This window comes from Natrinema sp. 1APR25-10V2 (assembly GCF_031626495.1).
In the GTDB taxonomy this organism is placed as follows: Archaea; Halobacteriota; Halobacteria; order Halobacteriales; family Natrialbaceae; genus Natrinema.
This window is the reverse complement of record NZ_JAMQOJ010000005.1, coordinates 26400-46875: the sequence shown is the minus strand read 5'-3', so window position 1 is coordinate 46875 and position 20476 is coordinate 26400. Positions and strand designations below refer to the sequence as shown.

Here is a 20476-nt window from a genome sequence, read left to right as displayed (position 1 = left end):
AACTGCGGTTCCGGAACGCCGGTCAGTCCTCGGGTGCGCTCGCCGCGTCCCCGCGTTCTCTACCGGCCTGGGTCGCGTGGCCGTACTTGAGCAGCCCGACGAACACCGTTCCACCGATGACGTTCCCGACCGTCGAGAGCAAGAGGAAGCGACTGACATCGGCGACGGAGACGCCCTGACCGGCGAAGAAGCCGAACAGCACTTCGACGGTGCCGGCGATCGAGTGTGGGAGGTGTCCGTATCCGATAACGAGCGCCACGAGCCAGACGGAGACGAGTGCACTGACGGTGCCCCGGGAGGCGCTCACGAGCCACGTGAGCAATCCCATCAGCCATCCCGCGAACACCGCGGCCAGCAGCGTCGCCCACCACGAAAACCGGAGTAGCGGACGTGCGAGTTCGCCGAACGCGGCCGCAGTGGTGACGTCGTACGCCGGCCCCAACAGGACGGCGAGCGCGGCGAACGCCGTTGCGCCGATAAGATTCGAACTGTAGATCAGCCCCCAGACTCGAGCGAGTTCCCCCCACGACGCTTTGCCGTCGAGGACGGGGATGATGGCCAGCGTCGTATGTTCGGTGAACAGGTCCGAGCGACCGATGACGACGAAGATGAACCCGACGGCGTAGGCGCTCGAGACGATGAGGTCGTGCACGACCGGAGAGAGGTCGCCCGTGGGCGTGGCCAGTAGCGCCGCCATCAGCAGCGGCCCGAAGCCGATGTCGAGGCCCGCCGAGAGGCCGGACAGAAAGATGCCGGCGTGGGGCCTGTTGAGTTCCAGGACACCTTTCTCTAGCTCCTGAGCGAGGACTTCCCGATAGGACTTTTCGCCTCGATTTGGGTCGGTTTCCGCGTTCGTGACCCGATCGTCGCCACCGTCGTTGCTCATAGTCGAGACACGGTCACGTCTCTGAGGGACGGCGGGCGGACACGAGAGCCCAACGTGTGCGAGTGCAGGCGTCAGGTAGCAACGTGTCGTGACCCTCTCCTCGAGTGCAGAACTGCCGGGCTCGCGGCGACCGCGCTGTATGCCGGCTATAGAATACTACGCGGCCGATAGCTCGTCATCGATGCCCCTGACGGGAGGAGTCCATCGTCAGCCGCGTTCGGCGAACAGCATACCCTTTATGCGACGGCCGTCTATCACGACGCATGAGCGATGGAGCGTCAGCGGGCGACGCCGCGGACGCGTTCGCCGAGCAGGCACGGACGGCCCACGGCGAGTCGATCCGACACCTCGTCGCGTTCGGCGCGGCCGTCCGGGGCGACGACCGCGGCGTCCACACCGAGGTCGAGGTACTGCTGGTCCTCGAAACCGACGAGCCGACGGTCGAGCAGGAACTCGAGCGCCTCGCCGAGACCGTCGGACTCGAGCACGGCGTGGTCGTCACCCTCCACGTGTTGCCGGCCGACCGGTTCGAGGCGAACGAGGAGCATCCGTTCGTTCGAACGGCGTTCGAGGAAGGACGAGCGTATGTGTAGGGCGACGGCCTTCGCGCCGTCGGGCCGGCGGCACACGGCGGGACGGAGCGAGGTGAACCGCCGATGCGGGTGACCCTGCTCGGCACCGGCGACACGACCGGGACGCCGACGGTCGGCTGCGACTGCGACACCTGTACCGCGGCCCGCGAGCGCGGCGTCGAGCGCACGCGCTTTTCGGTTCACGTCGAGAACGAGCGGACCGGCGAGTCGTTGCTGATCGATTTCAGCCCCGACTTCCGCTACCAGTTCCTCCGCGACGAGGTCCCCCTGCCCGACGCCGCCGTCATTACGCACATCCACTTCGACCACCTCGACGGATTGGGCAACGTCTTTCGTGTCTTCGACGACCTCGAGGTGTACGCGGCCGACGAAACGGACCCAGAGACGGGCAAGAGCGTCGCCGAAACGGTCCAGGACGACTATCATTACCTCGATGCCGTCACCGTCAGGCCGACGGCGCCCCTCGAGCCGGTGCGGATCTGCGGGCTCGACGTAACGCTGGTGCCGGTCGATCACCCACCGCTGGTCTGTTACGGACTCGCGGTCGAGGACCCCGAAACGGGCGCGAAGCTCTCGCTGTCGGGCGACACGAGCTACGGCCTGCCCGAGGAGTCCCGTGCGGTCCTCTCCGATCCCGACCTGTTGCTGGCCGACGGCATCGTCCCCGCCGACCTCTGTGAATACCACCCCCTCGGCGGCCGCCACGAGGACGCCGACGGCGTTCCCCGGACGTTCGGGACGAAACACATGACTCGAGAGGGGGCGCTCGCGCTGGCCGACGAACTGAACGCGGCGCAGACGCGGCTCGTTCACGTGGCTCACTACTATTCGGTCGACGAGGCGTTCGAAGAGCCGCTGGCGATCGACGGCGAAGAGTACGTTCTCTAACGCGGCCCCACGACTTCCAGGAACCGCTACGACTCGTCTCGAGCCACGTGTGACTCGCCGAGGGGCGCGCCGCGACCACCGGAATCGACTTCGCTCAGCCGAACCGATCCAGTCCCGTCTGCCGCCGCCGTTTCCCGTCGGGATTCGCCTGCCACGGCGTTCGCCGCTCGCGTTCGGCCTCGAGGTCGTCCCTATCTGCGGGAGCGGTAGCCGACTGGTGGCCCGGACACGAGGGACCGCACTCCGTCGCGGCGTCGACGACGCGCCCCTTCCAGTCGCAGCGAGGAAGCGTCGCGCCGCTCGAGTCGTCCGCGCGACAGGCCCCACAGCCGGGGAAGTCGTACGCTCGCCACCCCTTCCCGTAGGCCCGTTCGGCGAGCCGGCGACGGGCGCGGGCCTTCGCGTCGGCGTCGACGACGGCGATCTCGGTTCGACCGGGGTGGTACTCGAGGGGTTCGATCCCGGGTTCGTCGACCGGCAGCGCCGTCGGATCGCGGACCACCTCGATCTCGATTTCCGTCGCGTCTTCGTCGCGGTGGACCCGCCAGACGCCGATCTCCTCGGGGATGCGGTTCAGGTGAGCGCGCGTGACGTAGCTCTCGGTCGCGAGGATCGCCTCGTCGACGACGGCGAGGCTCGCGTCCGTTCGCAACTGGGCCTCGAGGTCGCCCGGCCGGCCGAGGTCGGGCTTGTTCTCGATCCCGACGATGCGGCCGTACCAGTCCGGGTAGCGGTCCACCTGACGGACGTAGTCGCGGCCCGCGTCCGCGTTCATCCCGTGATCGCGTTCGAAGAAGCCGATCTCGAGCGCCCGCTCGACGGCGCTGCGGGCGCGCTCGGGATGGCAGTCGAAGGCGTCTTTCCAGTAGCGCGCTCGGCCGGTGCCGACGGCGGATTCGATGGCTGCGTCGGGGATCGACTCGCTCGTGAGCGCGACGCGGTCGTCGAACTCGGGGCCGGGCTCGAGACAGACCACGTCGAGGATCCGGCCGCCGGGATCGGCGACGCTCGCGCCGAGCTGGCGGGCGACGATCCCCGCCCGGCGCGACTCGAGGCCCGCACAGAGCTCGAGTTCGAACGCGAATTCGGACACAGTAGCCGTGAGGGACGGCAGCGAGATAAGTCGTCGGGCACAACGAGTCGCCGGACGGCGGTTCCGGGACCGCGGTGTGCGACGGGGATAGCTCGCAACCTTTATCAAGCGCACAGCGGAACCTCTATCTAAGATTACTCTCGTCTTATGGCAGGAAATCGACAACCGGAGGTGAACATCGGGCTCGTCGGTCACGTCGACCACGGCAAGACGACGCTGGTGCAAGCCCTCAGCGGCTCGTGGACGGATCAGCACTCGGAAGAGATGAAACGCGGCATCTCGATCAGGCTCGGCTACGCCGACGCGACGTTCCGTTACTGCGAGGGACTCGAGGAACCCGACTGTTACACCGTCGAGGAGGAGTGTCCGGACGGCTCCGAAAGCGAGCCGCTCCGGACCGTCTCGTTCGTCGACGCCCCGGGTCACGAGACCCTGATGGCGACGATGCTCTCCGGCGCGTCCCTGATGGACGGCGCGGTGCTCGTGGTCAGCGCCAACGAGCCCGTTCCCCAGCCCCAGACCGAGGAGCACCTGATGGCGCTGGACATCATCGGCATCGACAACATCGTCATCGCCCAGAACAAGGTCGACCTCGTCGACGCCGACACCGCCCGGAACAACTACGACCAGATCAAAGAGTTCGTCTCCGGCACGGTCGCCGAAGACGCCCCCATCGTCCCCGTCTCCGCGGGCCAGGAGGTCAACCTCGACCTGCTCATCCAGGCCATCGAGGAGGAGATTCCGACCCCCGAGCGGGATCCCGAGGCCGACCCTCGGATGCACGTCGCCCGCAGTTTCGACATCAACAAACCCGGGACGACAGCGAAAGACCTCGCCGGCGGCGTCCTCGGCGGCAGTCTCGTCCGGGGCGAACTCGAGGTCGGCGACGAGATCGAGATCCGACCCGGCCGCGAGGTCGAGGAGGGCGGCCGGACCGAGTACGTCCCGATCGAGACGACGGTCCGATCGCTACAGGCCGGCGGCGAAACCGTCGACGCCGTCACGCCGGGCGGCCTCCTCGGCGTCGGCACCGGGCTCGACCCCTCGCTCACCAAGGGCGACGCGCTGGCCGGACGGATGGCCGGCCCGCCGGGCACGCTCCCGCCGACGTGGAACGAGTTCACGATGGAGGTCGACCTGCTCGAGCGGGTCGTCGGCGCGGAGAGCGGCGAGACGGTCGACGAGATCAGCACCGGCGAACCGCTGATGATGACCGTCGGCACCGCCACGACCGTCGGAGCCGTCACCAGCGCCCGAAGCGGCGAGTGCGAGGTCAACCTCAAACGACCCGTCGCCGCCGATCCGGGCACGAAGATCGCGATCAACCGCCGCATCGGCGCACGCTGGCGACTGATCGGGCTGGGAACGCTCACGGAATAGCATGACGACGCGGACGCGGGTCGCCCTCGATACGAGCGCGCTCATGATGCCCGTCGAACTCGACGTGCGGCTGTTCGACGAGCTCGAGCGGCTCTTGGACGACTACGAGCCCACGATTCCGCAGGCCGTCCTCGAGGAATTACGTCGCCTCTCCGAGAAGGGCGGCGAGGAGGGGACGGCCGCGAACGTCGGCCACGACCTGGCGACCGAACGCTGTCTCGCGGTCGACACGAAGGCATCGTACGCCGACGACGCGCTGGTCGAACTCGCCCGCGAGGGCGCGGTCGACTACGTCGTCACGAACGACCGCCCGCTGCGCGACCGGGTACTCGAGGCGAGTATACCGGTAATTGCATTACGCGGGAGAAACAAGTTAGCGATCACTCAACCATAGATGTACAAACGGGTCAGATTGAAGGATACAGTAGAAGTACCGCCGGAAGAGCTCGGCGACGTCTCGCCGGATCGAGTCAAGCGCCTGCTTCAGGACAAACTCGAGGGACGGATGGACGAAGAAGTCGGCAGCGTCGTCTCCGTCACCGAGGTTCACGACATCGGCGAGGGGACGGTGCTGCCCAACCGGCCGGGCGTCTACTACGAGGCCGAGTTCGACGCCGTCACCTTCGATCCGCAGATGCAGGAGGTCGTCGACGGCACCGTCGTCGAGGTCGTCGAGTTCGGGGCCTTCGTCGGCATCGGCCCCGTCGACGGACTGCTGCACGTCTCGCAGATCAGCGACGAGTACCTGGCATTCGACGGCGAGAACCAGCGCCTCGCCTCGAACGAGTCCGCCCGTTCGCTCGGCGTCGACGACGCCGTCCGGGCCCGCATCGTCACCAAGAGCATCGACGAGCGCAACCCTCGCGACTCCAAGATCGGGCTCACCGCGAAACAGCCCGGCCTCGGAAAACACGGCTGGCTCGAGGAAGAACGCGAGAAGCGCGAAGCGACCGCAGGTGAATAACCATGGCATCCGACCGTCTCGTCTGTCGCGAGTGTCACCGGGTCAACGAACCGGACAACGAGACCTGTGAGGCCTGCAACTCCTCGTCGCTGACCGAGGACTGGGCGGGCTACGTCATCATCGCCCACCCCGAAGAGAGTCAGATCGCGACGGAGATGCAGATCACCGAACCGGGCGCGTACGCCCTGAAGGTCCGCTGACACCGTGACTCGCGACGATCGCGATTCGGCGCCCGCCGACCGCGACGAGCGGCTGCTGGTTCTCCCGGACGACCTCCGCCACGAACTCAAAGAACCGCTGGGCCCCATCGAGACCGACGCCGACCGGCTCTTGGAGGCCGTCGACGGGCCGCTGATCGCCGTCGGCGACGTCGTCACCTACCACCTGCTGCAGGCTGGCCGCCAGCCCGAGGTGGCGCTGGTCGACGGCCGGACGAAACGCACTGCCGTCGACGAGGAGATCCGCGACGTGGTCACCGAGGGCGCGAGCATCGAAGTCAAAAATCCGCCCGCCGAACTCGGTGCCCCCGTCGTTCGAGCGCTCCAGCGTGCGCTCGCGACCGACGAGCCGACCACAATCTTGGTCGACGGCGAGGAGGATCTGGTCGCGCTACCCGCCATCGTCGCCGCGCCCGAGGGTGCGAGCGTCGTCTACGGCCAGCCCGACGAGGGAATGGTCCACGTGAAAGTCGCCGACGATCACCGCACGGAGATGCGCGACCTGCTCGAGCGATTCGAAGGCGACACCGAGCGGTTCTGGGCGTTGCTCGAGGGCTCGAGCGAAGACTGACCGTCGAGTCGTCGCGTTCGGAGCGGCGATCGCGTTCGTTCTCACGATACGTTTCGGCGCTACCGCCAGAGAGCGTTCGATACCGAATGCTTCGTCTGCGCTCTCGGCGCAACCGGCGGTTTTCCTCACCCCGTGCGGCGATCCTCGCCGAGTTTCACGGTCGGAAACCGTGATTCCCTTTTTATGGACGTTCCGGCTCGAGTCCGAATCGACATGGTACGCGACGTACTCGACAGGTGTATCGACGCGGTCACGAGCCACAACCGGATCGTGATCGTCGTCCTGTTGCTCATGACCGCCGGGATGGTCGTCGGGATGGGGAATCTCGACACGTCCAGTCAGGCGGGCGGCGGCGACGTCGGCGAGACGACGGCCGAACGGAAGGCGGCATACATCGACGAGCACTACGGCGACGGTAGCGATCGGCGGGAGAACGTCTCGGTCGCGGCCGTCTACGTCCGAGCCGAGGACGGCAACGTGCTCTCCAAGGCGGCGCTGCTCGAGTCGCTCGAGTACCAGCGAGCGGTGCTCGAGAACGAGTCGGTGTCGGCGGCACTCGCAGACGAGCGGGGTATCACCGGCGTCGCGAACGTGATCGCGACGCGGGCCGCGGGCGATCGAAACGCGACGCTCGAGGAACAGATCGCGGCCCTCGAGTCGACCGACGACGACGAGGTCGAGGCGCTCGTCGCGGAGACGCTGACCGAGGAGTCAGGCGCGCTCTCGCTGTTGCCGCGCAGCTACGACCCCGGAAGCGCGACGGCCGAGAGCCGTCGGACGGTCTTCCGCTTCGAGACGGACGGGACCGCCGAGTCGGCCGGGGTCCCGAGCGACGCACAACGGGCGCTCTACGAGGCGGCGACCGAGCGCGACGACCCGAACTACTTCACGCTCGGCGAGCACGCGGTGGGCGATCTCAACCGGCAGATGTACGACAACACGGTGACGCTCGTCCTGCCGGTCGCGCTGGCGCTCATTCTCGGTATCCTCGCTTTCACCTACCGCGACCTGATCGACGTCGTCGTCGGCATGATCGGCGTCGTCGTCTCGATCGTCTGGATGTTCGGCATCCTGGGCTGGCTGGGCGTCTCGGCGGGGATTACGATGATCATCGGGCCAGTGATGATCGCCGGCATCAGCATCGACTTCGGCTTCCACGTCTTCATGCGCTATCGGGAACAGCGCGGCAGCGACGAGGGGATCCGCCCGCCGATGTTCAGATCGGTCCGGTCGGTCGCCGTCGCACTCGTACTGGTCACGGTGACGACGGCGATCGGCTTCCTCTCCAACGTCGTCAACCCGGTGAACTCGATCCGGAACATGGCGATCGGGATCACGCTCGGCGTGATCTCGGCGTTCGTCATCTTCGTCACGCTCGTTCCCGCGCTGAAGATCAGTCTCGACGGGCTCTGCGAACGCGTCGGCCTCGAGCGTCGCAAGGAGCCGCTCGGCCACGGCCGCTATCTGCGGCGCGCACTCGGTGGGAGCGTTGGCCTCGCCAAGCGGGCCGCGCCCGTCGTCATCGTCGTCGCGCTCGTCGCGGGGACCGCCGGAGCGATGGCCTGGCCCGCACTGGACCAGGCGAGCTACCAGCAGCAGACCGAACCCGTCGACGACTGGAAGACGGAACTGCCGGGACCGATGGCGTGGGAGGAATCGGCGTTCATCGAGAACCGACTGTACGTTACCGAACAGTACCAGTCGAGTAGCGACGACACGGGCCGATCACAGCTACTGATCGAGGGCGACGTGACGGCCGACGCTGCCCTCGAGCAGGTCGACAGCGGGGTCGAACGAGCCCACGAGACGGGAGTGGCGTTCGACCGGCAGGGCACCGACTCGGTGGTGTCGCCGCTATCGGTCATGAAGGTCGCCGCCGCTGAAAACGAGTCGTTCGCCGCGACGCTCGAGGCGGCGGACGCGAACGACGACGGAATCCCGGACCGCGACATCGAATCGGTCTACGACCACCTCTTCGCGGTCGCGCCCGACGAGGCGAGTCAGGTGATCGAACGGACGGACGAGGGCGAGTATCGATCCCTTCGACTGCTCGTCACCGTCGATCGGAGCGAGACGGCCGACGAGCGCGCGGACGGGATGCAAGCGGCGGCCGCCGCGATCGAAGACGGCGACGCGGACCTGACCGCGACCGCGGCCGGTCCCGCGGCGGTCATGCAGGCCGAACTGTCGGAAGTGACGGAGGGAATCCTCTACGTGCTGCTCCTCGCGCTGGGCGTGATCGCAGTCAGCCTAGTCGGTATCTACCGACTGACCGAGGGCAGTGCGAGCCTCGGGGCCGTGACCGTCGTCCCCATCGTCCTGGTCGCCGGGCTCGTCATCGGGAGCATGTTCCTGCTGGACGTGCCCCTGACCCTGCTCACGGCGCTCCTGATGAGCCTGGTCGTCGGGCTGGGGATCGACTACAACATCCACGTCAGCGACCGCTTCGCGCAGGAACTCGAGCGCCGCGGGAGCGCCTACGAGGCGCTCGAGGCGGCCGTCGTCGGAACGGGCGGCGCGTTGCTCGGCAGCACGCTCACCTCAGCGGCGGCGTTCCTGGCGCTGCTGTTACATCCCCACCCGCAGATCGAGAGTCTCGGTCTCCTCGTCGTGCTCGCGCTCGTCACGTCGTTCCTCGTGAGCGTGCTCGTCCTCCCGAGCATGCTCGCGCTCTGGGCGCGGTACGCCGACGTGAGCCGCGTCGCGGGCGATGCGGAGCCGACACCGGCGACCACGGTCGACGACTGACGGCCGACGAGCGGCGTCGTCCCCGTCCTATTCGACGACCGTGTGCTCGAGTGTCCCGATCCCCTCGACCTCGAGTTCGACGGTGTCGCCGTCTTCCAGCCACTGGCCGAGCTCGAGGCCGCAGCCCTCGCCGACGGTGCCGCTGCCGATGACGTCGCCGGGGTGGAGCGTCTCGGACTGGGAGATGTGTTCGACGATCTCCGCGAAGGAGTGGTACATCTCGTCGACGGTGCCTTCGGACCAGACCTCGCCGTCGATCCGGGCGGTCATCGGAGCCGAGAGCACATCGATGTCATCGCGAGGGACGAAGTACGGGCCGAGTCCGTTCGCGAAGTCCTTTCCCTTCGCGGGGCCGAGCCGTCCCTCCATCTCCTGGCCCTGGATGTCGCGGGCGCTGAAGTCGTTGAACACGGTGTAGCCGGCGATGTACTCCTCGGCCTCCGCGGCCGAAATGTCGCGACCGCGCTTGCCGATCACGGCCGCGATCTCGAGTTCGTAGTCCATGATCTCGGAGTAGTCGGGCCACTGGATCGTTTCGCCGGGGGATACCACGCTGTCGGCGTTGCCCTTGTAGTAGACCGGCAGTTCGTACCAGACGTCCGCGATCTCGCCGTCCATGCTGTTCTGGACGTGCTCTTCGATAGCCATGCAGTCGCGCATCGAGTTCGGCCGCGGTAAGGGTGCGAGCAGCCGGTACTCGCCGGGACCGTACCGGAGCTTCGCGCCGCCGGGGCCGCGCTCGGCGTCCGTCTCGGCCGCGTACTCGAGGGCCTCTCTGGCGTCCGCGATGGCCCGGTCGCCGCGCTCCAAGAAGGCGATCATCTCCGGCGGTACGTGCGCGCGGGCGAGGTCGGCGGGCGCGGGTTCGCCCCCGGCAGCGAGGGCCGCGCCGTGGGCGGCGGTGAGATCCACGAGGGTCGCTTCGCCGGCCGGTGCGTCGTCCGACTCGGTCGACTCGTCCACGGCACCGATGCGTTCGACGGGACCGACGGGGGTGTCGACTTCGAAGGTCGCGAGTTTCATGCGGTCTCACCTCCCGTCTCGTCGTCGATAAAGGCGACCGGTCGCACCCAGCCGCCGCTCGCGTTCTCGATTGTAATGGGGAACGCGACGATCGGCACGTCGGTCTTCCGGGGGAGCGCGTCGAGGTTCGCCATCTTCTCGATCTGGCAGTACTCCACCTCGCGACCGGCGAAGTGGGCCGGCCAGAGCTCGTCCTCGTCGCCCGATTCGACGTAGCGCTCGCCCATCGCGGCGAAGGGCTTGTCGAAGCCGTAGGCGTCCGTCCCGATGACTGTCACGCCCTGCTCGACGAGGTACTTCGTCCCCTCGGCGCTCATTCCCGGGAACTCGGTCAGGTACTCGGGCTGGCCCCACAGCTCGTCGGCACCGGTCTGGATCAGAACGATCTCGCCGGGCGAGAGCTCGTGGTTCAGGTCGTCGAGGGCGTCCTCGAGGTCGGCCACGGAGATCTCCGCGCCGGCCTCCATCCACCGGAAGTCGAGGACGACCGCGCTCCCGCGACACCACTCGAGGGGAATCTCCTCGATCGTCTTCGCTGGCTCGCCGTCCACCTCGGGGCCGTAGTGCCAGGGCGCGTCCATGTGGGTGCCCGCGTGAGGGATCACCTCGAGGTCCTCCCAGGCCAGCCCCATGCCGTCAGGGAAGTCCTCTGCGTCGACATCGTACCCCTGCGCTCGCAGGTTTTCGGCGAGCCGCTCCGCGCCCGCTTCGTGGTCGAAGGCGTCTATCTTCGGCGGAGTAGGTTCGCTCGCGACACCGTCCTCGAGGCCGATGCTCAGGTCGATCAGCGTGGCATCGTCGGCTGTCAACAAATCGCGCATGGTGGCCACGTTTCGGGGAAGCTATGTAAGCGTGACTGCACCGGCCGTCCGCGACTTTGCGCAGTCTGGAGCGAACGTCGGGTAGGAGACTGATGATAGAAAACCGACATGTATTAGGCTCTGGTAGCCCGATCCGAACCCATGGACGAGCAGGGCGATTCGTGGGTCGCGCTCTTGACGACGGCCATGGCGCTTACCGTCGCCGGCGTCACGATACTCGATTCGGCGGTGTGGTACGTCCAGTACGCGGTGCTGGGACTGGCGCTTCTCCTGGCGATCCTCGCGGCGTCTCGAGCCGTCTCGAGGACCCCATCGAGCTGATCGCCGACGAATCGCGGCAGGTCAGGATCGACTGCTCTCTCGAGCACATCTCGAGAACTTATTTACTCCCCGGCGTGAACCCGACGGCTATGTACGATTTCGTCGTCGTCGGCGTCGGACCGCCGGGCGCACGCTTCGCTCGACGGGCCGCAGAAGAAGGCTACGACGTGCTCGCCCTCGAGAAGGGGACGATCGGCGAGCCGCTGGCCTGTTCGGGCCACGTCAGTACGGACATCTGGAACTTCACCGGCGAGGGCGCTCGCGACGACCTGTTCCAGAACGAGATCTACGGGGCGCGGTTTCACGTCGGCGGTCCGCGCAGCGACGCCTATCCGTTCTACAAACGGGAGGTCGCCTCGAACGTCATCGACCGCGTCGGTCTGGATCGCCACCTCGCGGAGCTGGCTCGCGAGGCCGGCGCGGACGTCCGCGAGGAGCACACGGTCACCGAGGTCACCGAACACCGCGACCGCGTCGAGATCGTCGCCAACGGTCCGGACGGGACCCTCGAGGTCGAAGCGAAGATGCTCGCCGGCTGCGACGGCCCGCGCTCGCGGGTGCGCGACCAGCTCGCGTTACCGCAGCCAGAGGAGTTGCTCCACGGCGTCCTCGCGTTTTCCGAGGAGGACGACCACCAGGACTTCGTCGACGTCCACCTCACGCCGCCGACGTTCTTCGCGTGGCGCATTCCCCGTGGCGAGGCAGGCGTCGAGTACGGGCTGGCGGCCCCACCTGGCGTGCAGGTCACCAAGCACTTCGAAGAGCTGATCGACGGGTACGAGATCGACGTCTCTCATCGCTGTTCGGGTGCGATCCCGATCGGTCCACCGGACCGCGTCACGACGCGCCGGGCCTTCCTCATCGGCGACGCAGCGGCCCAGACCAAACCCTTCACCGGCGGCGGCATTCTGTACGGCATGACCAGCGCCGATCACGCCGCCCGCGAGATCGATCCCGATCGACCGACAACGCTCGCGGCCTACGAGCGGGTCTGGCGCGACGACCTCGAGCGCGAACAGGAGATCGGCCACTGGCTTCGGCGTGCGTACTCGCTGCCGGAACCCGTCCAGCGGCTCGGGCTGGGCGCGCTGTCGGGCGAGATCGGCGTCCACATGGACCGGCCGACCTCGCTGGTCTCCCCGACCCATCTCAAGGCGATGCTTTCTCGCTTCCGAAGCTGAACGGCCGTCCCGCACCCGTGATACGGTTCCATTTCCGATACTAGCCCAGCGTGCCGGAGCCGACAGACCGAAGACCGCGGTACCGAAAGAACGGGCGATGAAGGTGCGGCAGTTGGCCGGCGTCTCGGTCCTCGTGGGCACACTCGAGCGTCTGGGGATCATCGACGCCGAGCGGTTCTGGCCGACGATGAAACTCGCGTGGCCGCGGATCGTCACGGGTTTCGCGATCATGTCCAAACAGACGGCCGACCTCGCGATGGTCGGGGTCGCCGTCGGCACCGCCGGCACCGCGGGGCTGGCATTCGCGCTCGGCTACTGGCAGATGGTGACGATGCTGGGCCTCGGCCTCGCGGGGGGGACCGTCACGCTCGTCTCGCAGAACTACGGCGGCGAGGCGACCGACCGCGCGTCGCTGGCCGTCGCACAGAGCGCCGTGCTCGCGATCGCGCTGTCGATCCCGGTCGTGGCCGCGTTTCTCGCCTACGCCGGGCCGCTGATCGACCTGCTCGGTGCCGACCCGGCCCCGCGTCGCTACGGGGAGATCTACCTCGTCTACGTTGCCCCGGCCGTGGTCTTCGAGCTGCTCAACCTCGTCGCCAGCCGCACGTACACGGGCGTCGGTGACACGTTCACGGAGATGATGGCTCGTGCCGGCGGGGCGGTCCTCAACATCGTCCTCAGCGGCGCGTTCATCTTCGGGCTCGGGATGGGCGTCGCCGGCGCGGCGATCGGGACGACGCTCGCGAGCGGCTTCGTGACCGTCGTCCTCGCGTGGGGGATGTTCGGCCGCTCGTACGGCCGGCTCGGGATGCAGCCGAGCCCCGTCCCGATAACCCGCTCGAATCCGCTGTTCGACGTCTCGATGATCCGCCAGTTGATCGAGATCTCGACGCCGGAGATCGGCCGTCGGCTCGCCCAGGGGCTGGTCGTCTTCCCGCTGCTGTGGATCGCCGCCACGTTCGGCCCGGTCGTCGTCACCGCTCTCGAGGTAGGCCGGCGCGTGCGCGGGCTGATCAACAGCGTCAACTGGGGGCTGTCGCTGGCCTCGAGTTCGTTGGTCGGTCAGCGGCTGGGCGCGGCCGAAGAGGCGGAGGCGGACGCCTACGGAGCGGCGATCGTTCGGCTCTCGACCCTGATCTACACGGGGGTGGCGGCCCTAGTCGTGGTGTTCGCGGAGCCGATCGCGGGGCTGTTCGTCTCCGACCCCGACGCGGTCGCGCAAGCCGCCGTCTTCGTCGTCGTCGGGGCGGTCAGTTCGGTCGGCTTCGGGATCGACGGGGCCGCGGCGGGGGCGCTTCTGGGCGCCGGCGACACCCGCTGGCCGTTCGTCGCCTCGCTGCTCGGTCGGTACGCGTTCGCCCTCCCGGCGGCCGCGCTCGGGCTGGTCACGCCGCTCGGCGTCGGCGGGCTCTATCTGGCGCTCTTTCTCGAGACGGCCGTGCCGGGCGGGATCAACTACTGGCTGTTCCGGTCCGGGCGGTGGAAAGCCGTGAGTCGGCGGTATCGGCCGTCGTCGGAGCCCGGGTGATCCCGACTCGTCGGTCCGAGGGCGCCCCTCTCGCTGCAAGCCTCGAGAGACGAGCGCGACTCACGGCCCGCTCGAGCGCTCGGCGATCCCCCCGTCGGCGTCGCTCCCCCGCTCCTGAGCGACGACGTACTGGACCTCGACGATCAGCGGTTCGTCGCCGTGGGGCCTGATCTCCTCGTAGAGCCGGTCGGCCAGCCCGGGTTCCGGTCCGGATTCCGGTCCGGAGACCGTGACAACGACCCGTTCGATCGATTGGAACGGGTACTCGCCGTCGAGTTCGACTGCGACGTCGCCGGTCTCGAGGTGATCGTACTGCGACTCCGCGAGCACCGCCTCGGTCTCCGCTTCGGCCGCCGACTCGAGCTCGGTCGTGTGGAAGTCGAGCAACGTGATGCCGGCCAGCGGCGCGGCGAGCACCAGCAGTCCGATTCCGAAGACGGCCGCGTAGACGTAGGTCGGCCGTCTGGTCGGTGACACCTCGAACAGCCCCTGCGGACGGTAGCCGGCGGTCCACAGCGTCGCCAGCGCGGCGAGGTTGATCGACAGGAGGTTGACGATCACGAGGGCGGCGGCACCGACCGCCGCACCGGACATCCCCCAGGCGACCGTGATCCCGACCGCGGCCGACGGCGGGATGAGCGCGGCGGCGATCATGACGCCGACGATGGCCTCCGAAAACCCCCGCGTGAGGCTCAGTATGCCGGCGATCCCGGCGCCGAGGGCGACCGCCAGCGAGAACAGGTTCGGTGAGACTCGCTCCTGAAGTTCGGTGGCGACGACGATGTCGACGCCCGCGGGCTCGAGGCCGGCCAGCCGCGCGAGCGTGGCGAGACCGATGGAGGCGACGACGACTATCGTTACGCCGACGAGTTGGTACCTGAAGCCGGTCGATTTGAGCCGATCGTCGCCGGTAACGATCCCGACGTTTGCCGCGAGGGCGGGCCCGAGCAGCGGCGCGATGACCATCGCGCCGATCACGACCGCCGGCGAGTCGGCGAGCAAGCCGGCAGTGGCGACGACGGCGCTGATGAGCAACATCACGGCGTAGATCGAAAACGGAGGCGTGAGCTCGTCTGCCTTCGTGCGCAACACCTGTCTCGAGGTACGCGATTCGATCTGACCGCCGCGACTGTACCGGTTTCGGAGCGTCGCGAACCGCTCCGAAACGACCGTTTCGGCGTTGATCACGACGATCCTCGCCTCCTCGCTGATCCCAGCCCCCTTCAGCCGATCGAGAAGCGGCTCGACGGCGCGTGTCGGAATCGGGAACCGAACGACGGCCGCGAACCCTCGACCGCTGGTCTCGTCGCTGAGAACGTAGTCGATCTCTTCGTCCTCGAGGATGTCGAGGACTGCCCGTCGCTTCCCCTCGGGCACCGTGATCTCTACATACCGCATACCTGGAGCACGACCGATCGCCGGAAAATCCAATGGGCGGCAGTGGACGGGTTTCGGTCAGTCGTCCGTCCCGACGATACCGCAGGCGATCGCCTCCGGTTCGACGAGGTCCTCGCCCTCGACGGCGTCGGGGTGCAACAGGAGGATCGTGTCGTCCGGCATCTCGTCCTCGACCCGAACCCGTCGGCCGAGTTCCTCCTCGAGTTCGTCGACGTCGTCGATGTCGAACTCGCGCTCGCAGAGCAGTTCGGCGTTGGCCCGCGAGAGGACGAACACCAGTTCGCCCGGCTCGAGGTGTTCGCTCTCCGCCGCCTCGAGCAGGGTCGCCAGGCCGTCGGCACTGACGGCCTCGAACGAGCGAATCGTCACGCGTTCGGTGTCGGACCCCGGCGCGTGCTGCGACTGGGTACGGATGCGAGCGGCCAGTTCTTCGAAGTCGGTCGCGGCGTCGAGACGAGAGGGCATAGCCGCATTCGGTGACCGCGGGGCTTGACAGTGGGGCCGGCCAGTTCCGGCATTCGAGCGGACCGGACGGTCCTGAATCGGATCGGTCGGTATCACCGATCCCGACAGTCAGTCTCACCGCAACAGCGGTTTTTACGCCCTGACGGTGTACAACGCCCGATGTCGACGATAGCCGATCTCCGGCTCCCGGCGGCGGACACGGCGTTGGCGATCGCCTTCGAACGCGCGCCGGCGGCCACGTTCGAACTCGAGTCCTCGGTATCGAAGACCCGGCCCTCGCTGTGGGCGGACGGTGTCGATCGCGAGACGGCCGACGCCGCCTTCGCCGCGGATCCGTCGGTCGAGGCCGCGGAACTCCTCGTCGAGACGGACTCGCGACTGCTGTACGACGTGACGTTCTCGGAGAGATCGGGCACGGACCGCCTCTGGGACGACCTGCTCGCCGACGGCGGCTCGCTGCTCGAGGCGCGGGCGACCGACGGCTGGTGGCAGGTGACAGTGCGCTACCGCGATCGAGACGCGCTCTGTGACGCTTACGATCAGTTGGTCGAGCGCGGCGTCAACGCCGATCTCCGGCGGGTGACCGACGTGACCGACGTCGACGACCACGAGACGCGGCTGACACCCGAACAGCAGGAGGCGCTCGAGGCCGCCCTCGAGTACGGCTACTTCGAGATTCCGCGCAGTATCTCGATGGAGGAGCTGGCAGCGGAACTGGGCATCTCTCATCAGGCGCTCTCCGAGCGGTTCCGCCGGGCGTACGAAACATTGGTCGACGCCGAACTCCAGCCCGCGGGTGAAGAATCGCGACTCGACTGACGACTGATCGGCCGCCGGGACGCCGCGCTGAGATGCCAACGTGGCACAATCGTTATCTGGGTGGCTTGCGTTCGGCCCCACATGGCTGATCTGCTTTCCGACGACGAGATCGAGGCGGAACTTCCAGACGAGTGGGCACGCGACGGCGACGAGATCGTCCGCGTCTACGAGTTCGACGACTACCTCCGCGGCGTCAACTTCGCCCAGATGGTCGGCGAGATCGCGGAAGCGCAGTTCCACCACCCCGAGATCGTCATCCGCTACTCCGAAGTCGAGGTCCGGCTAACCTCCCACGAGGAGGGCGGTATCACCGACGCCGACCTCGAGATGGCCGACCTGATCGAGTCCGAGCGCAACGCCTGATTCCCGACGGTCGAGATGGACGCCCGCTACGCCTTCCGCGTTCGGGTCCGCCTCGAGCCCGCCCGAGCGGACGTCACCCTCGAGCCGGGAAGCGCAGAGACATCGATCACGCTCTTTCGCGAGGCTGCGGAGCCGGGCACCGAGGGCTGGCTGTTCTTCCGGGACACGTTGTGGCGCGGCGAGGTGGCAGACGAGGACTACGCACGCCGACTCGCCGCGGAGTGGCTCGGCGTCCCCGAACGGACCGTCGAGGCCGTCGATTTCCGCGAACTACAGACCGACGAGGCGTACTTCGACGCGCTAAAAGCGGAAATCGCAACCGATCTCGAGGCGTTCAAGGCTGAGAACGTCTCGGAAGTCCTCTCGAAGTATCTGGGCTCGAGTATTCGCGTCACTGACTCGACCGGTTGAAGGGCCGTTCTTTCGGGTTCCCACCGACCACCAGGGCCGGATCGACGGTTCTCTCGAGTCCCATATGGCATTCGTGCACATGCCTCGACGTGTATTTATATACTCGTTCGTGGCCAACTCTGTCAATGGCTACGAGCAGACAACACCCCACAGTCCCGAACGAACTCGACTCACCACAGGCCAAACTCGTGTATCTCGCCCTTCGCGTCGGCGGCGAGACGGGAGCGACCGACCTCCAGCGGACGCTCGGGCTGTCCAAGCTCTCGCTCTTTGCCGTCCTCGAGTCGCTCGCCGCCAAGGACCTCGTTCGGCGAACGGGGGGTGGCTATGTCTGCCGATAATCCCGCCGTTCCGGCCGTCGAGACGGTTCTCAGGGACGACGTTCGGATCGAGTGTTACGTGCGTTCCGGCGTCCCCAGCGCGGTTTCCCAGCAAATCAGCACCGTCGTCGACCGCCTCCGGACGCTCGACGACCGCGATACCGTCGCCGACGTGCAGCTCGATCCGTGGCCGTCGCGACACGCGCTCACGGGTGAGTCGTCGCCGACCCGCGACGACCTCGTCGCCGAGTTCGAACGCTGGGCCGACCAGCGGGGCTACTCGCTCGAGCCGGCCTTCCGTCGACAGCAGGTCCCCACGTCGCCGCTCGGCCTCGGCGACGAGCAGGTCGAGCGGATCCGCGTCCCGTTGCTGGCACTGGCACTCTACGGGGACGACGAGCGACTCCGCGGCGTCGTCCCGTACACGGATCGCCCGCAGCCCGAGGAGGGCCGAACGTACACCGTCGAACAGTGGCTGACCGCGGCCGAAACGCAGGCCGTCGAGCTCTCCCTCGATACGTCGTCCGACGAGCCGACGGCGTTCCTGCGCGGACGGCAGTAGCGACGCCACGCGCCGAAACCCGGACCGAACCCGTTAGTCGACGTCGTCGTGCGTGAGCAGCGGCCGCGACCGCTCGCCGTCGGGCGCGTCGTAGGTGATGACCTCGAGCAGGTTCCCGTCCGGATCGAGGAAGTAGAACCCCTCGAACTCGTCCCAGTCGTACGGTCCCTGTTTCGGAAACTGTCCGTCTAATTCGTCCATCAGCGCCTCGTAGCGCTCGCGATCGGTGGCGAACGCCAGATGGGCCTTGTCGAGCGGGTGATCGAGCCCCCGTTCGCCCCAGTTCTCGGCGCGACCGGTTTCCGCCAGCGTGACGACCGTCTCACCGGCCCGGAACATCGCGTGCGCGCCCTGGAAGTCTTCGGGGGGTCTGACCAGTTCGAGTTCGAGCCTGTCGCGATAGAACTCGTAGCAGGGCTCGAGTTCGTCTACGTCGAGGTTGATGTGATCGACGGCGTCCATGTGCGGTGCTACCACGGGCAACCCCAAGAGGGTGTCCGAGGCGTAGCCGCCGGCTCCGCGCCAGCGGCTCGAGGCGGCCGACGACGGCGACCCCACGAGCGCGTCAGACCCGGTCGGCCCGCGAGCGCGACGGCGTCTGCCGCCAGTCGGGTTCCTCCCGCGGCGGCGCGAGGACGCCGATGCCGACCGCGTCCTCGCTCGTTCGGTTCTCCGCGCCGTGCCGTTCGTTACTGCGGAACATGTATGCGTCGCCGGCCTCGAGGGGGTACTCCTCGCCCTCGACGAGCGCGGTGAGTTCGCCCTCGATGACGAACCCGATCTGTTCGTTCGCGTGTTCGTGGACCGGTAGCGTCGCCCCCGATTCGATCCGCCAGTAGACCATTCCCGCTCGGTTTCCCGTCGGCAGGTCCGCGAGGTACACTCCGTCGGCGACCTCGTCGAACGCTGCGCGGGTCGTCGATAGCTGCTGCATGAGGACAGGCAACACTCCCCACGCCGGCACTGATAAACGTATCATGGAAACGTTTTAAGCCCCTCTTCGGTGTCGATTGTCCCATGTTAGCACACCAACCAGTGCGACTGTTCCACCTCCCGTTCTCGTTCATGCTGCCACAGAAGGTGGCGACGGAACGGGGCTACTTCCGCGAAGAGGGGCTCGCGATCGATCTGGTCGAGCGCGACCGGCGCGACGTCGAGGTGAAGTACATCCCCGCCGAGGAGACGCTGACCGACGACTACGACGTGGACCTCTATCCGATCTGCAAGTGGGAGAGCATCCGCCGGACGTGGGATATGGACGACGGGCGCATCGTCGCGAACGGCACGTTCGCGAACCTCCCCTATACCGTTTTTACTCGACCCGATTCCGACATCGAGACGCCGGCCGACCTCGCGAACGTCCCGGTCGGCGTCAACCTGCGGACCGGCCAGGAGTACACCGCGCGAAAGGCCCTGGAGGAACACGTTCCCGCCGACGCGGTCGACCTCGTCGGCTGCGGCATGCCGACCGATCGGCTCCAGGCGCTCCACGAGGGGCACGTCGACGCCGTAACGCTCATCGACCCTCACAGCACGCTGGCCGACCACCTCGGCTTCCGGCGACTCCTCGAGTACGACAACCACATGGGGATCGTCGGCAGCGACGCGGTCGACCGCGACCTCCTCGAGGCGTTCCTGCGCGCCTACGAGCGCGCTGTCGCCGACATCAACGCCGATCCGGACGCGTTCCGCGAGACGTATCTCGAACTGCTCGAGGCCGAGGAGTCGATCGCGCCGGACCTGTTCGACGAGGTCGACATCGACGCCGTCCGCGAGGAGATCACCGTCCCGCGCTACGAGGTGCCCGATCCCGTCGACCGCGACGAACTCGACGACCACCTCGCCTGGATGCAGGCCCGCGGACTGCTCGACGAGGACGCGGCGATCGACGACATCGTTGCGCCGCTCTGATCGACTCCCGAC

General features: G+C 67.5%; 25 protein-coding genes. 17 read left to right on the top strand and 8 right to left on the bottom strand.

Annotation, left to right across the window (positions count from 1 at the left end):
- Positions 1-22 precede the first annotated feature (22 nt).
- A complete protein-coding gene (locus tag NDO75_RS16050) occupies positions 23-886 on the bottom strand; it encodes a formate/nitrite transporter family protein (RefSeq protein WP_310907609.1) in 864 nt (287 codons plus the stop codon).
- Between the two features lie 263 nt (positions 887-1149).
- Between NDO75_RS16050 and NDO75_RS16045 the strand changes: the two genes are divergently transcribed.
- Positions 1150-1479 carry a hypothetical protein gene (locus NDO75_RS16045; RefSeq protein ID WP_310907608.1) on the top strand — a complete coding sequence of 110 codons (330 nt, stop codon included), beginning with the start codon at positions 1150-1152 and terminating at the stop codon, positions 1477-1479.
- 63 nt (positions 1480-1542) lie between these two features.
- Positions 1543-2367, top strand: coding sequence for an MBL fold metallo-hydrolase (locus tag NDO75_RS16040; RefSeq protein WP_310907607.1), 825 nt, complete (start codon positions 1543-1545; stop codon positions 2365-2367).
- Positions 2368-2461: 94 nt separating this feature from the next.
- Here NDO75_RS16040 and NDO75_RS16035 read toward each other — a convergent pair whose 3' ends face one another.
- Positions 2462-3460, bottom strand: a complete 999-nt coding sequence (locus tag NDO75_RS16035; protein ID WP_310907606.1) for a DUF5787 family protein — start codon at positions 3458-3460, stop codon at positions 2462-2464.
- 147 nt (positions 3461-3607) lie between these two features.
- On the opposite strand from NDO75_RS16035, the gene NDO75_RS16030 reads away from it, so the two are divergent.
- The 6 genes from NDO75_RS16030 to NDO75_RS16005 all read left to right on the top strand — a co-directional run bounded on the left by NDO75_RS16030 (position 3608) and on the right by NDO75_RS16005 (position 9341).
- Positions 3608-4840, top strand: coding sequence for a translation initiation factor IF-2 subunit gamma (locus NDO75_RS16030; RefSeq protein ID WP_310907605.1), 1233 nt, complete (start codon positions 3608-3610; stop codon positions 4838-4840).
- Position 4841: 1 nt separating this feature from the next.
- The gene (locus NDO75_RS16025) at positions 4842-5234 is read left to right on the top strand and encodes a DUF188 domain-containing protein (RefSeq protein ID WP_310907604.1); all 393 of its coding nucleotides are present in this window, start codon (positions 4842-4844) and stop codon (positions 5232-5234) included.
- Entirely contained in the window at positions 5235-5804 is a 570-nt protein-coding gene (locus tag NDO75_RS16020) for a DNA-directed RNA polymerase (protein WP_254761985.1), read from the top strand.
- Positions 5805-5806: 2 nt separating this feature from the next.
- The gene (gene spt4 / locus NDO75_RS16015; RefSeq protein WP_310907602.1) at positions 5807-6004 is read left to right on the top strand and encodes a transcription elongation factor subunit Spt4; all 198 of its coding nucleotides are present in this window, start codon (positions 5807-5809) and stop codon (positions 6002-6004) included.
- A 4-nt stretch (positions 6005-6008) separates the two neighbouring features.
- Positions 6009-6593, top strand: a complete 585-nt coding sequence (locus tag NDO75_RS16010) for a GTP-dependent dephospho-CoA kinase family protein (RefSeq protein WP_310907601.1) — start codon at positions 6009-6011, stop codon at positions 6591-6593.
- Positions 6594-6806: 213 nt separating this feature from the next.
- Entirely contained in the window at positions 6807-9341 is a 2535-nt protein-coding gene (locus NDO75_RS16005) for an MMPL family transporter (protein WP_310907600.1), read from the top strand.
- A 27-nt stretch (positions 9342-9368) separates the two neighbouring features.
- On the opposite strand, the gene NDO75_RS16000 is transcribed toward NDO75_RS16005, so the two are convergent.
- Entirely contained in the window at positions 9369-10364 is a 996-nt protein-coding gene (locus tag NDO75_RS16000; RefSeq protein ID WP_310907599.1) for a fumarylacetoacetate hydrolase family protein, read from the bottom strand.
- The gene (locus tag NDO75_RS15995) at positions 10361-11185 is read right to left on the bottom strand and encodes a cyclase family protein (protein WP_310907597.1); all 825 of its coding nucleotides are present in this window, start codon (positions 11183-11185) and stop codon (positions 10361-10363) included. The genes NDO75_RS16000 and NDO75_RS15995 overlap by 4 nt, the downstream gene beginning before the upstream one ends.
- Before the next feature lie 141 nt (positions 11186-11326).
- On the opposite strand from NDO75_RS15995, the gene NDO75_RS15990 reads away from it, so the two are divergent.
- The 3 genes from NDO75_RS15990 to NDO75_RS15980 all read left to right on the top strand — a co-directional run bounded on the left by NDO75_RS15990 (position 11327) and on the right by NDO75_RS15980 (position 14215).
- Positions 11327-11506: a hypothetical protein gene (locus tag NDO75_RS15990; protein ID WP_310907596.1), complete on the top strand. Its 180-nt coding sequence runs from the start codon at positions 11327-11329 to the stop codon at positions 11504-11506.
- 89 nt (positions 11507-11595) lie between these two features.
- Positions 11596-12687 (top strand): geranylgeranyl reductase family protein, encoded by a 1092-nt coding sequence (locus NDO75_RS15985; protein ID WP_310907595.1) that lies wholly within the window; start codon positions 11596-11598, stop codon positions 12685-12687.
- A 97-nt stretch (positions 12688-12784) separates the two neighbouring features.
- Positions 12785-14215: an MATE family efflux transporter gene (locus NDO75_RS15980; RefSeq protein WP_310907594.1), complete on the top strand. Its 1431-nt coding sequence runs from the start codon at positions 12785-12787 to the stop codon at positions 14213-14215.
- A gap of 60 nt (positions 14216-14275) precedes the next feature.
- Here the strand turns inward: NDO75_RS15980 and NDO75_RS15975 are convergent, their stop codons facing one another.
- Positions 14276-15613: a TIGR00341 family protein gene (locus NDO75_RS15975; protein WP_310907593.1), complete on the bottom strand. Its 1338-nt coding sequence runs from the start codon at positions 15611-15613 to the stop codon at positions 14276-14278.
- A 57-nt stretch (positions 15614-15670) separates the two neighbouring features.
- Positions 15671-16078: a hypothetical protein gene (locus NDO75_RS15970; RefSeq protein ID WP_310907591.1), complete on the bottom strand. Its 408-nt coding sequence runs from the start codon at positions 16076-16078 to the stop codon at positions 15671-15673.
- 159 nt (positions 16079-16237) lie between these two features.
- Here NDO75_RS15970 and NDO75_RS15965 point away from each other — a divergent pair, with 159 nt between their 5' ends.
- From NDO75_RS15965 to NDO75_RS15945, 5 genes are all read left to right on the top strand, one after another.
- The gene (locus NDO75_RS15965; RefSeq protein WP_310907590.1) at positions 16238-16897 is read left to right on the top strand and encodes a helix-turn-helix domain-containing protein; all 660 of its coding nucleotides are present in this window, start codon (positions 16238-16240) and stop codon (positions 16895-16897) included.
- Between the two features lie 81 nt (positions 16898-16978).
- Complete coding sequence (locus NDO75_RS15960; protein ID WP_310907589.1) at positions 16979-17260, top strand: 4a-hydroxytetrahydrobiopterin dehydratase; 282 nt, start codon at positions 16979-16981, stop codon at positions 17258-17260.
- Positions 17261-17275: 15 nt separating this feature from the next.
- Positions 17276-17671: an LWR-salt protein gene (gene lwrS, locus NDO75_RS15955; RefSeq protein WP_310907588.1), complete on the top strand. Its 396-nt coding sequence runs from the start codon at positions 17276-17278 to the stop codon at positions 17669-17671.
- A gap of 125 nt (positions 17672-17796) precedes the next feature.
- A complete protein-coding gene (locus tag NDO75_RS15950; protein ID WP_310907587.1) occupies positions 17797-18012 on the top strand; it encodes a MarR family transcriptional regulator in 216 nt (71 codons plus the stop codon).
- A complete protein-coding gene (locus tag NDO75_RS15945) occupies positions 17999-18553 on the top strand; it encodes an HTH domain-containing protein (protein ID WP_310907586.1) in 555 nt (184 codons plus the stop codon). Before NDO75_RS15950 ends, NDO75_RS15945 begins: the two co-directional genes overlap by 14 nt.
- A 33-nt stretch (positions 18554-18586) precedes the next feature.
- Here the strand turns inward: NDO75_RS15945 and NDO75_RS15940 are convergent, their stop codons facing one another.
- Both NDO75_RS15940 and NDO75_RS15935 read right to left on the bottom strand, forming a co-directional pair.
- Positions 18587-19015: a VOC family protein gene (locus NDO75_RS15940; protein WP_310907585.1), complete on the bottom strand. Its 429-nt coding sequence runs from the start codon at positions 19013-19015 to the stop codon at positions 18587-18589.
- Between the two features lie 103 nt (positions 19016-19118).
- The gene (locus NDO75_RS15935; protein WP_310907584.1) at positions 19119-19487 is read right to left on the bottom strand and encodes a cupin domain-containing protein; all 369 of its coding nucleotides are present in this window, start codon (positions 19485-19487) and stop codon (positions 19119-19121) included.
- 83 nt (positions 19488-19570) lie between these two features.
- On the opposite strand from NDO75_RS15935, the gene NDO75_RS15930 reads away from it, so the two are divergent.
- The gene (locus NDO75_RS15930; RefSeq protein ID WP_310907583.1) at positions 19571-20464 is read left to right on the top strand and encodes an ABC transporter substrate-binding protein; all 894 of its coding nucleotides are present in this window, start codon (positions 19571-19573) and stop codon (positions 20462-20464) included.
- The last annotated feature ends 12 nt before the right edge of the window (positions 20465-20476 follow it).

Bases quoted from the DNA above. Each gene is read 5' to 3' on its own strand.
- NDO75_RS15965 (WP_310907590.1), top strand. From the start codon at position 16,238: ATGTCGACGATAGCCGATCTCCGGCTCCCGGCGGCGGACACGGCGTTG.
- NDO75_RS16040 (WP_310907607.1), top strand. From the start codon at position 1,543: ATGCGGGTGACCCTGCTCGGCACCGGCGACACGACCGGGACGCCGACG.
- NDO75_RS16000 (WP_310907599.1), bottom strand. From the start codon at position 10,364: ATGAAACTCGCGACCTTCGAAGTCGACACCCCCGTCGGTCCCGTCGAA.
- NDO75_RS15960 (WP_310907589.1), top strand. From the start codon at position 16,979: ATGGCTGATCTGCTTTCCGACGACGAGATCGAGGCGGAACTTCCAGAC.
- NDO75_RS15975 (WP_310907593.1), bottom strand. From the start codon at position 15,613: ATGCGGTATGTAGAGATCACGGTGCCCGAGGGGAAGCGACGGGCAGTC.
- NDO75_RS16005 (WP_310907600.1), top strand. From the start codon at position 6,807: ATGGTACGCGACGTACTCGACAGGTGTATCGACGCGGTCACGAGCCAC.
- NDO75_RS15980 (WP_310907594.1), top strand. From the start codon at position 12,785: ATGAAGGTGCGGCAGTTGGCCGGCGTCTCGGTCCTCGTGGGCACACTC.
- NDO75_RS15995 (WP_310907597.1), bottom strand. From the start codon at position 11,185: ATGCGCGATTTGTTGACAGCCGACGATGCCACGCTGATCGACCTGAGC.
- NDO75_RS15950 (WP_310907587.1), top strand. From the start codon at position 17,797: ATGGCTACGAGCAGACAACACCCCACAGTCCCGAACGAACTCGACTCA.
- NDO75_RS15945 (WP_310907586.1), top strand. From the start codon at position 17,999: ATGTCTGCCGATAATCCCGCCGTTCCGGCCGTCGAGACGGTTCTCAGG.
- NDO75_RS16020 (WP_254761985.1), top strand. From the start codon at position 5,235: ATGTACAAACGGGTCAGATTGAAGGATACAGTAGAAGTACCGCCGGAA.
- NDO75_RS16025 (WP_310907604.1), top strand. From the start codon at position 4,842: ATGACGACGCGGACGCGGGTCGCCCTCGATACGAGCGCGCTCATGATG.
- spt4 (WP_310907602.1), top strand. From the start codon at position 5,807: ATGGCATCCGACCGTCTCGTCTGTCGCGAGTGTCACCGGGTCAACGAA.
- lwrS (WP_310907588.1), top strand. From the start codon at position 17,276: ATGGACGCCCGCTACGCCTTCCGCGTTCGGGTCCGCCTCGAGCCCGCC.
- NDO75_RS15990 (WP_310907596.1), top strand. From the start codon at position 11,327: ATGGACGAGCAGGGCGATTCGTGGGTCGCGCTCTTGACGACGGCCATG.
- NDO75_RS16045 (WP_310907608.1), top strand. From the start codon at position 1,150: ATGAGCGATGGAGCGTCAGCGGGCGACGCCGCGGACGCGTTCGCCGAG.
- NDO75_RS15940 (WP_310907585.1), bottom strand. From the start codon at position 19,015: ATGGACGCCGTCGATCACATCAACCTCGACGTAGACGAACTCGAGCCC.
- NDO75_RS15930 (WP_310907583.1), top strand. From the start codon at position 19,571: ATGTTAGCACACCAACCAGTGCGACTGTTCCACCTCCCGTTCTCGTTC.
- NDO75_RS16050 (WP_310907609.1), bottom strand. From the start codon at position 886: ATGAGCAACGACGGTGGCGACGATCGGGTCACGAACGCGGAAACCGAC.
- NDO75_RS15970 (WP_310907591.1), bottom strand. From the start codon at position 16,078: ATGCCCTCTCGTCTCGACGCCGCGACCGACTTCGAAGAACTGGCCGCT.
- NDO75_RS15985 (WP_310907595.1), top strand. From the start codon at position 11,596: ATGTACGATTTCGTCGTCGTCGGCGTCGGACCGCCGGGCGCACGCTTC.
- NDO75_RS15935 (WP_310907584.1), bottom strand. From the start codon at position 19,487: ATGCAGCAGCTATCGACGACCCGCGCAGCGTTCGACGAGGTCGCCGAC.
- NDO75_RS16030 (WP_310907605.1), top strand. From the start codon at position 3,608: ATGGCAGGAAATCGACAACCGGAGGTGAACATCGGGCTCGTCGGTCAC.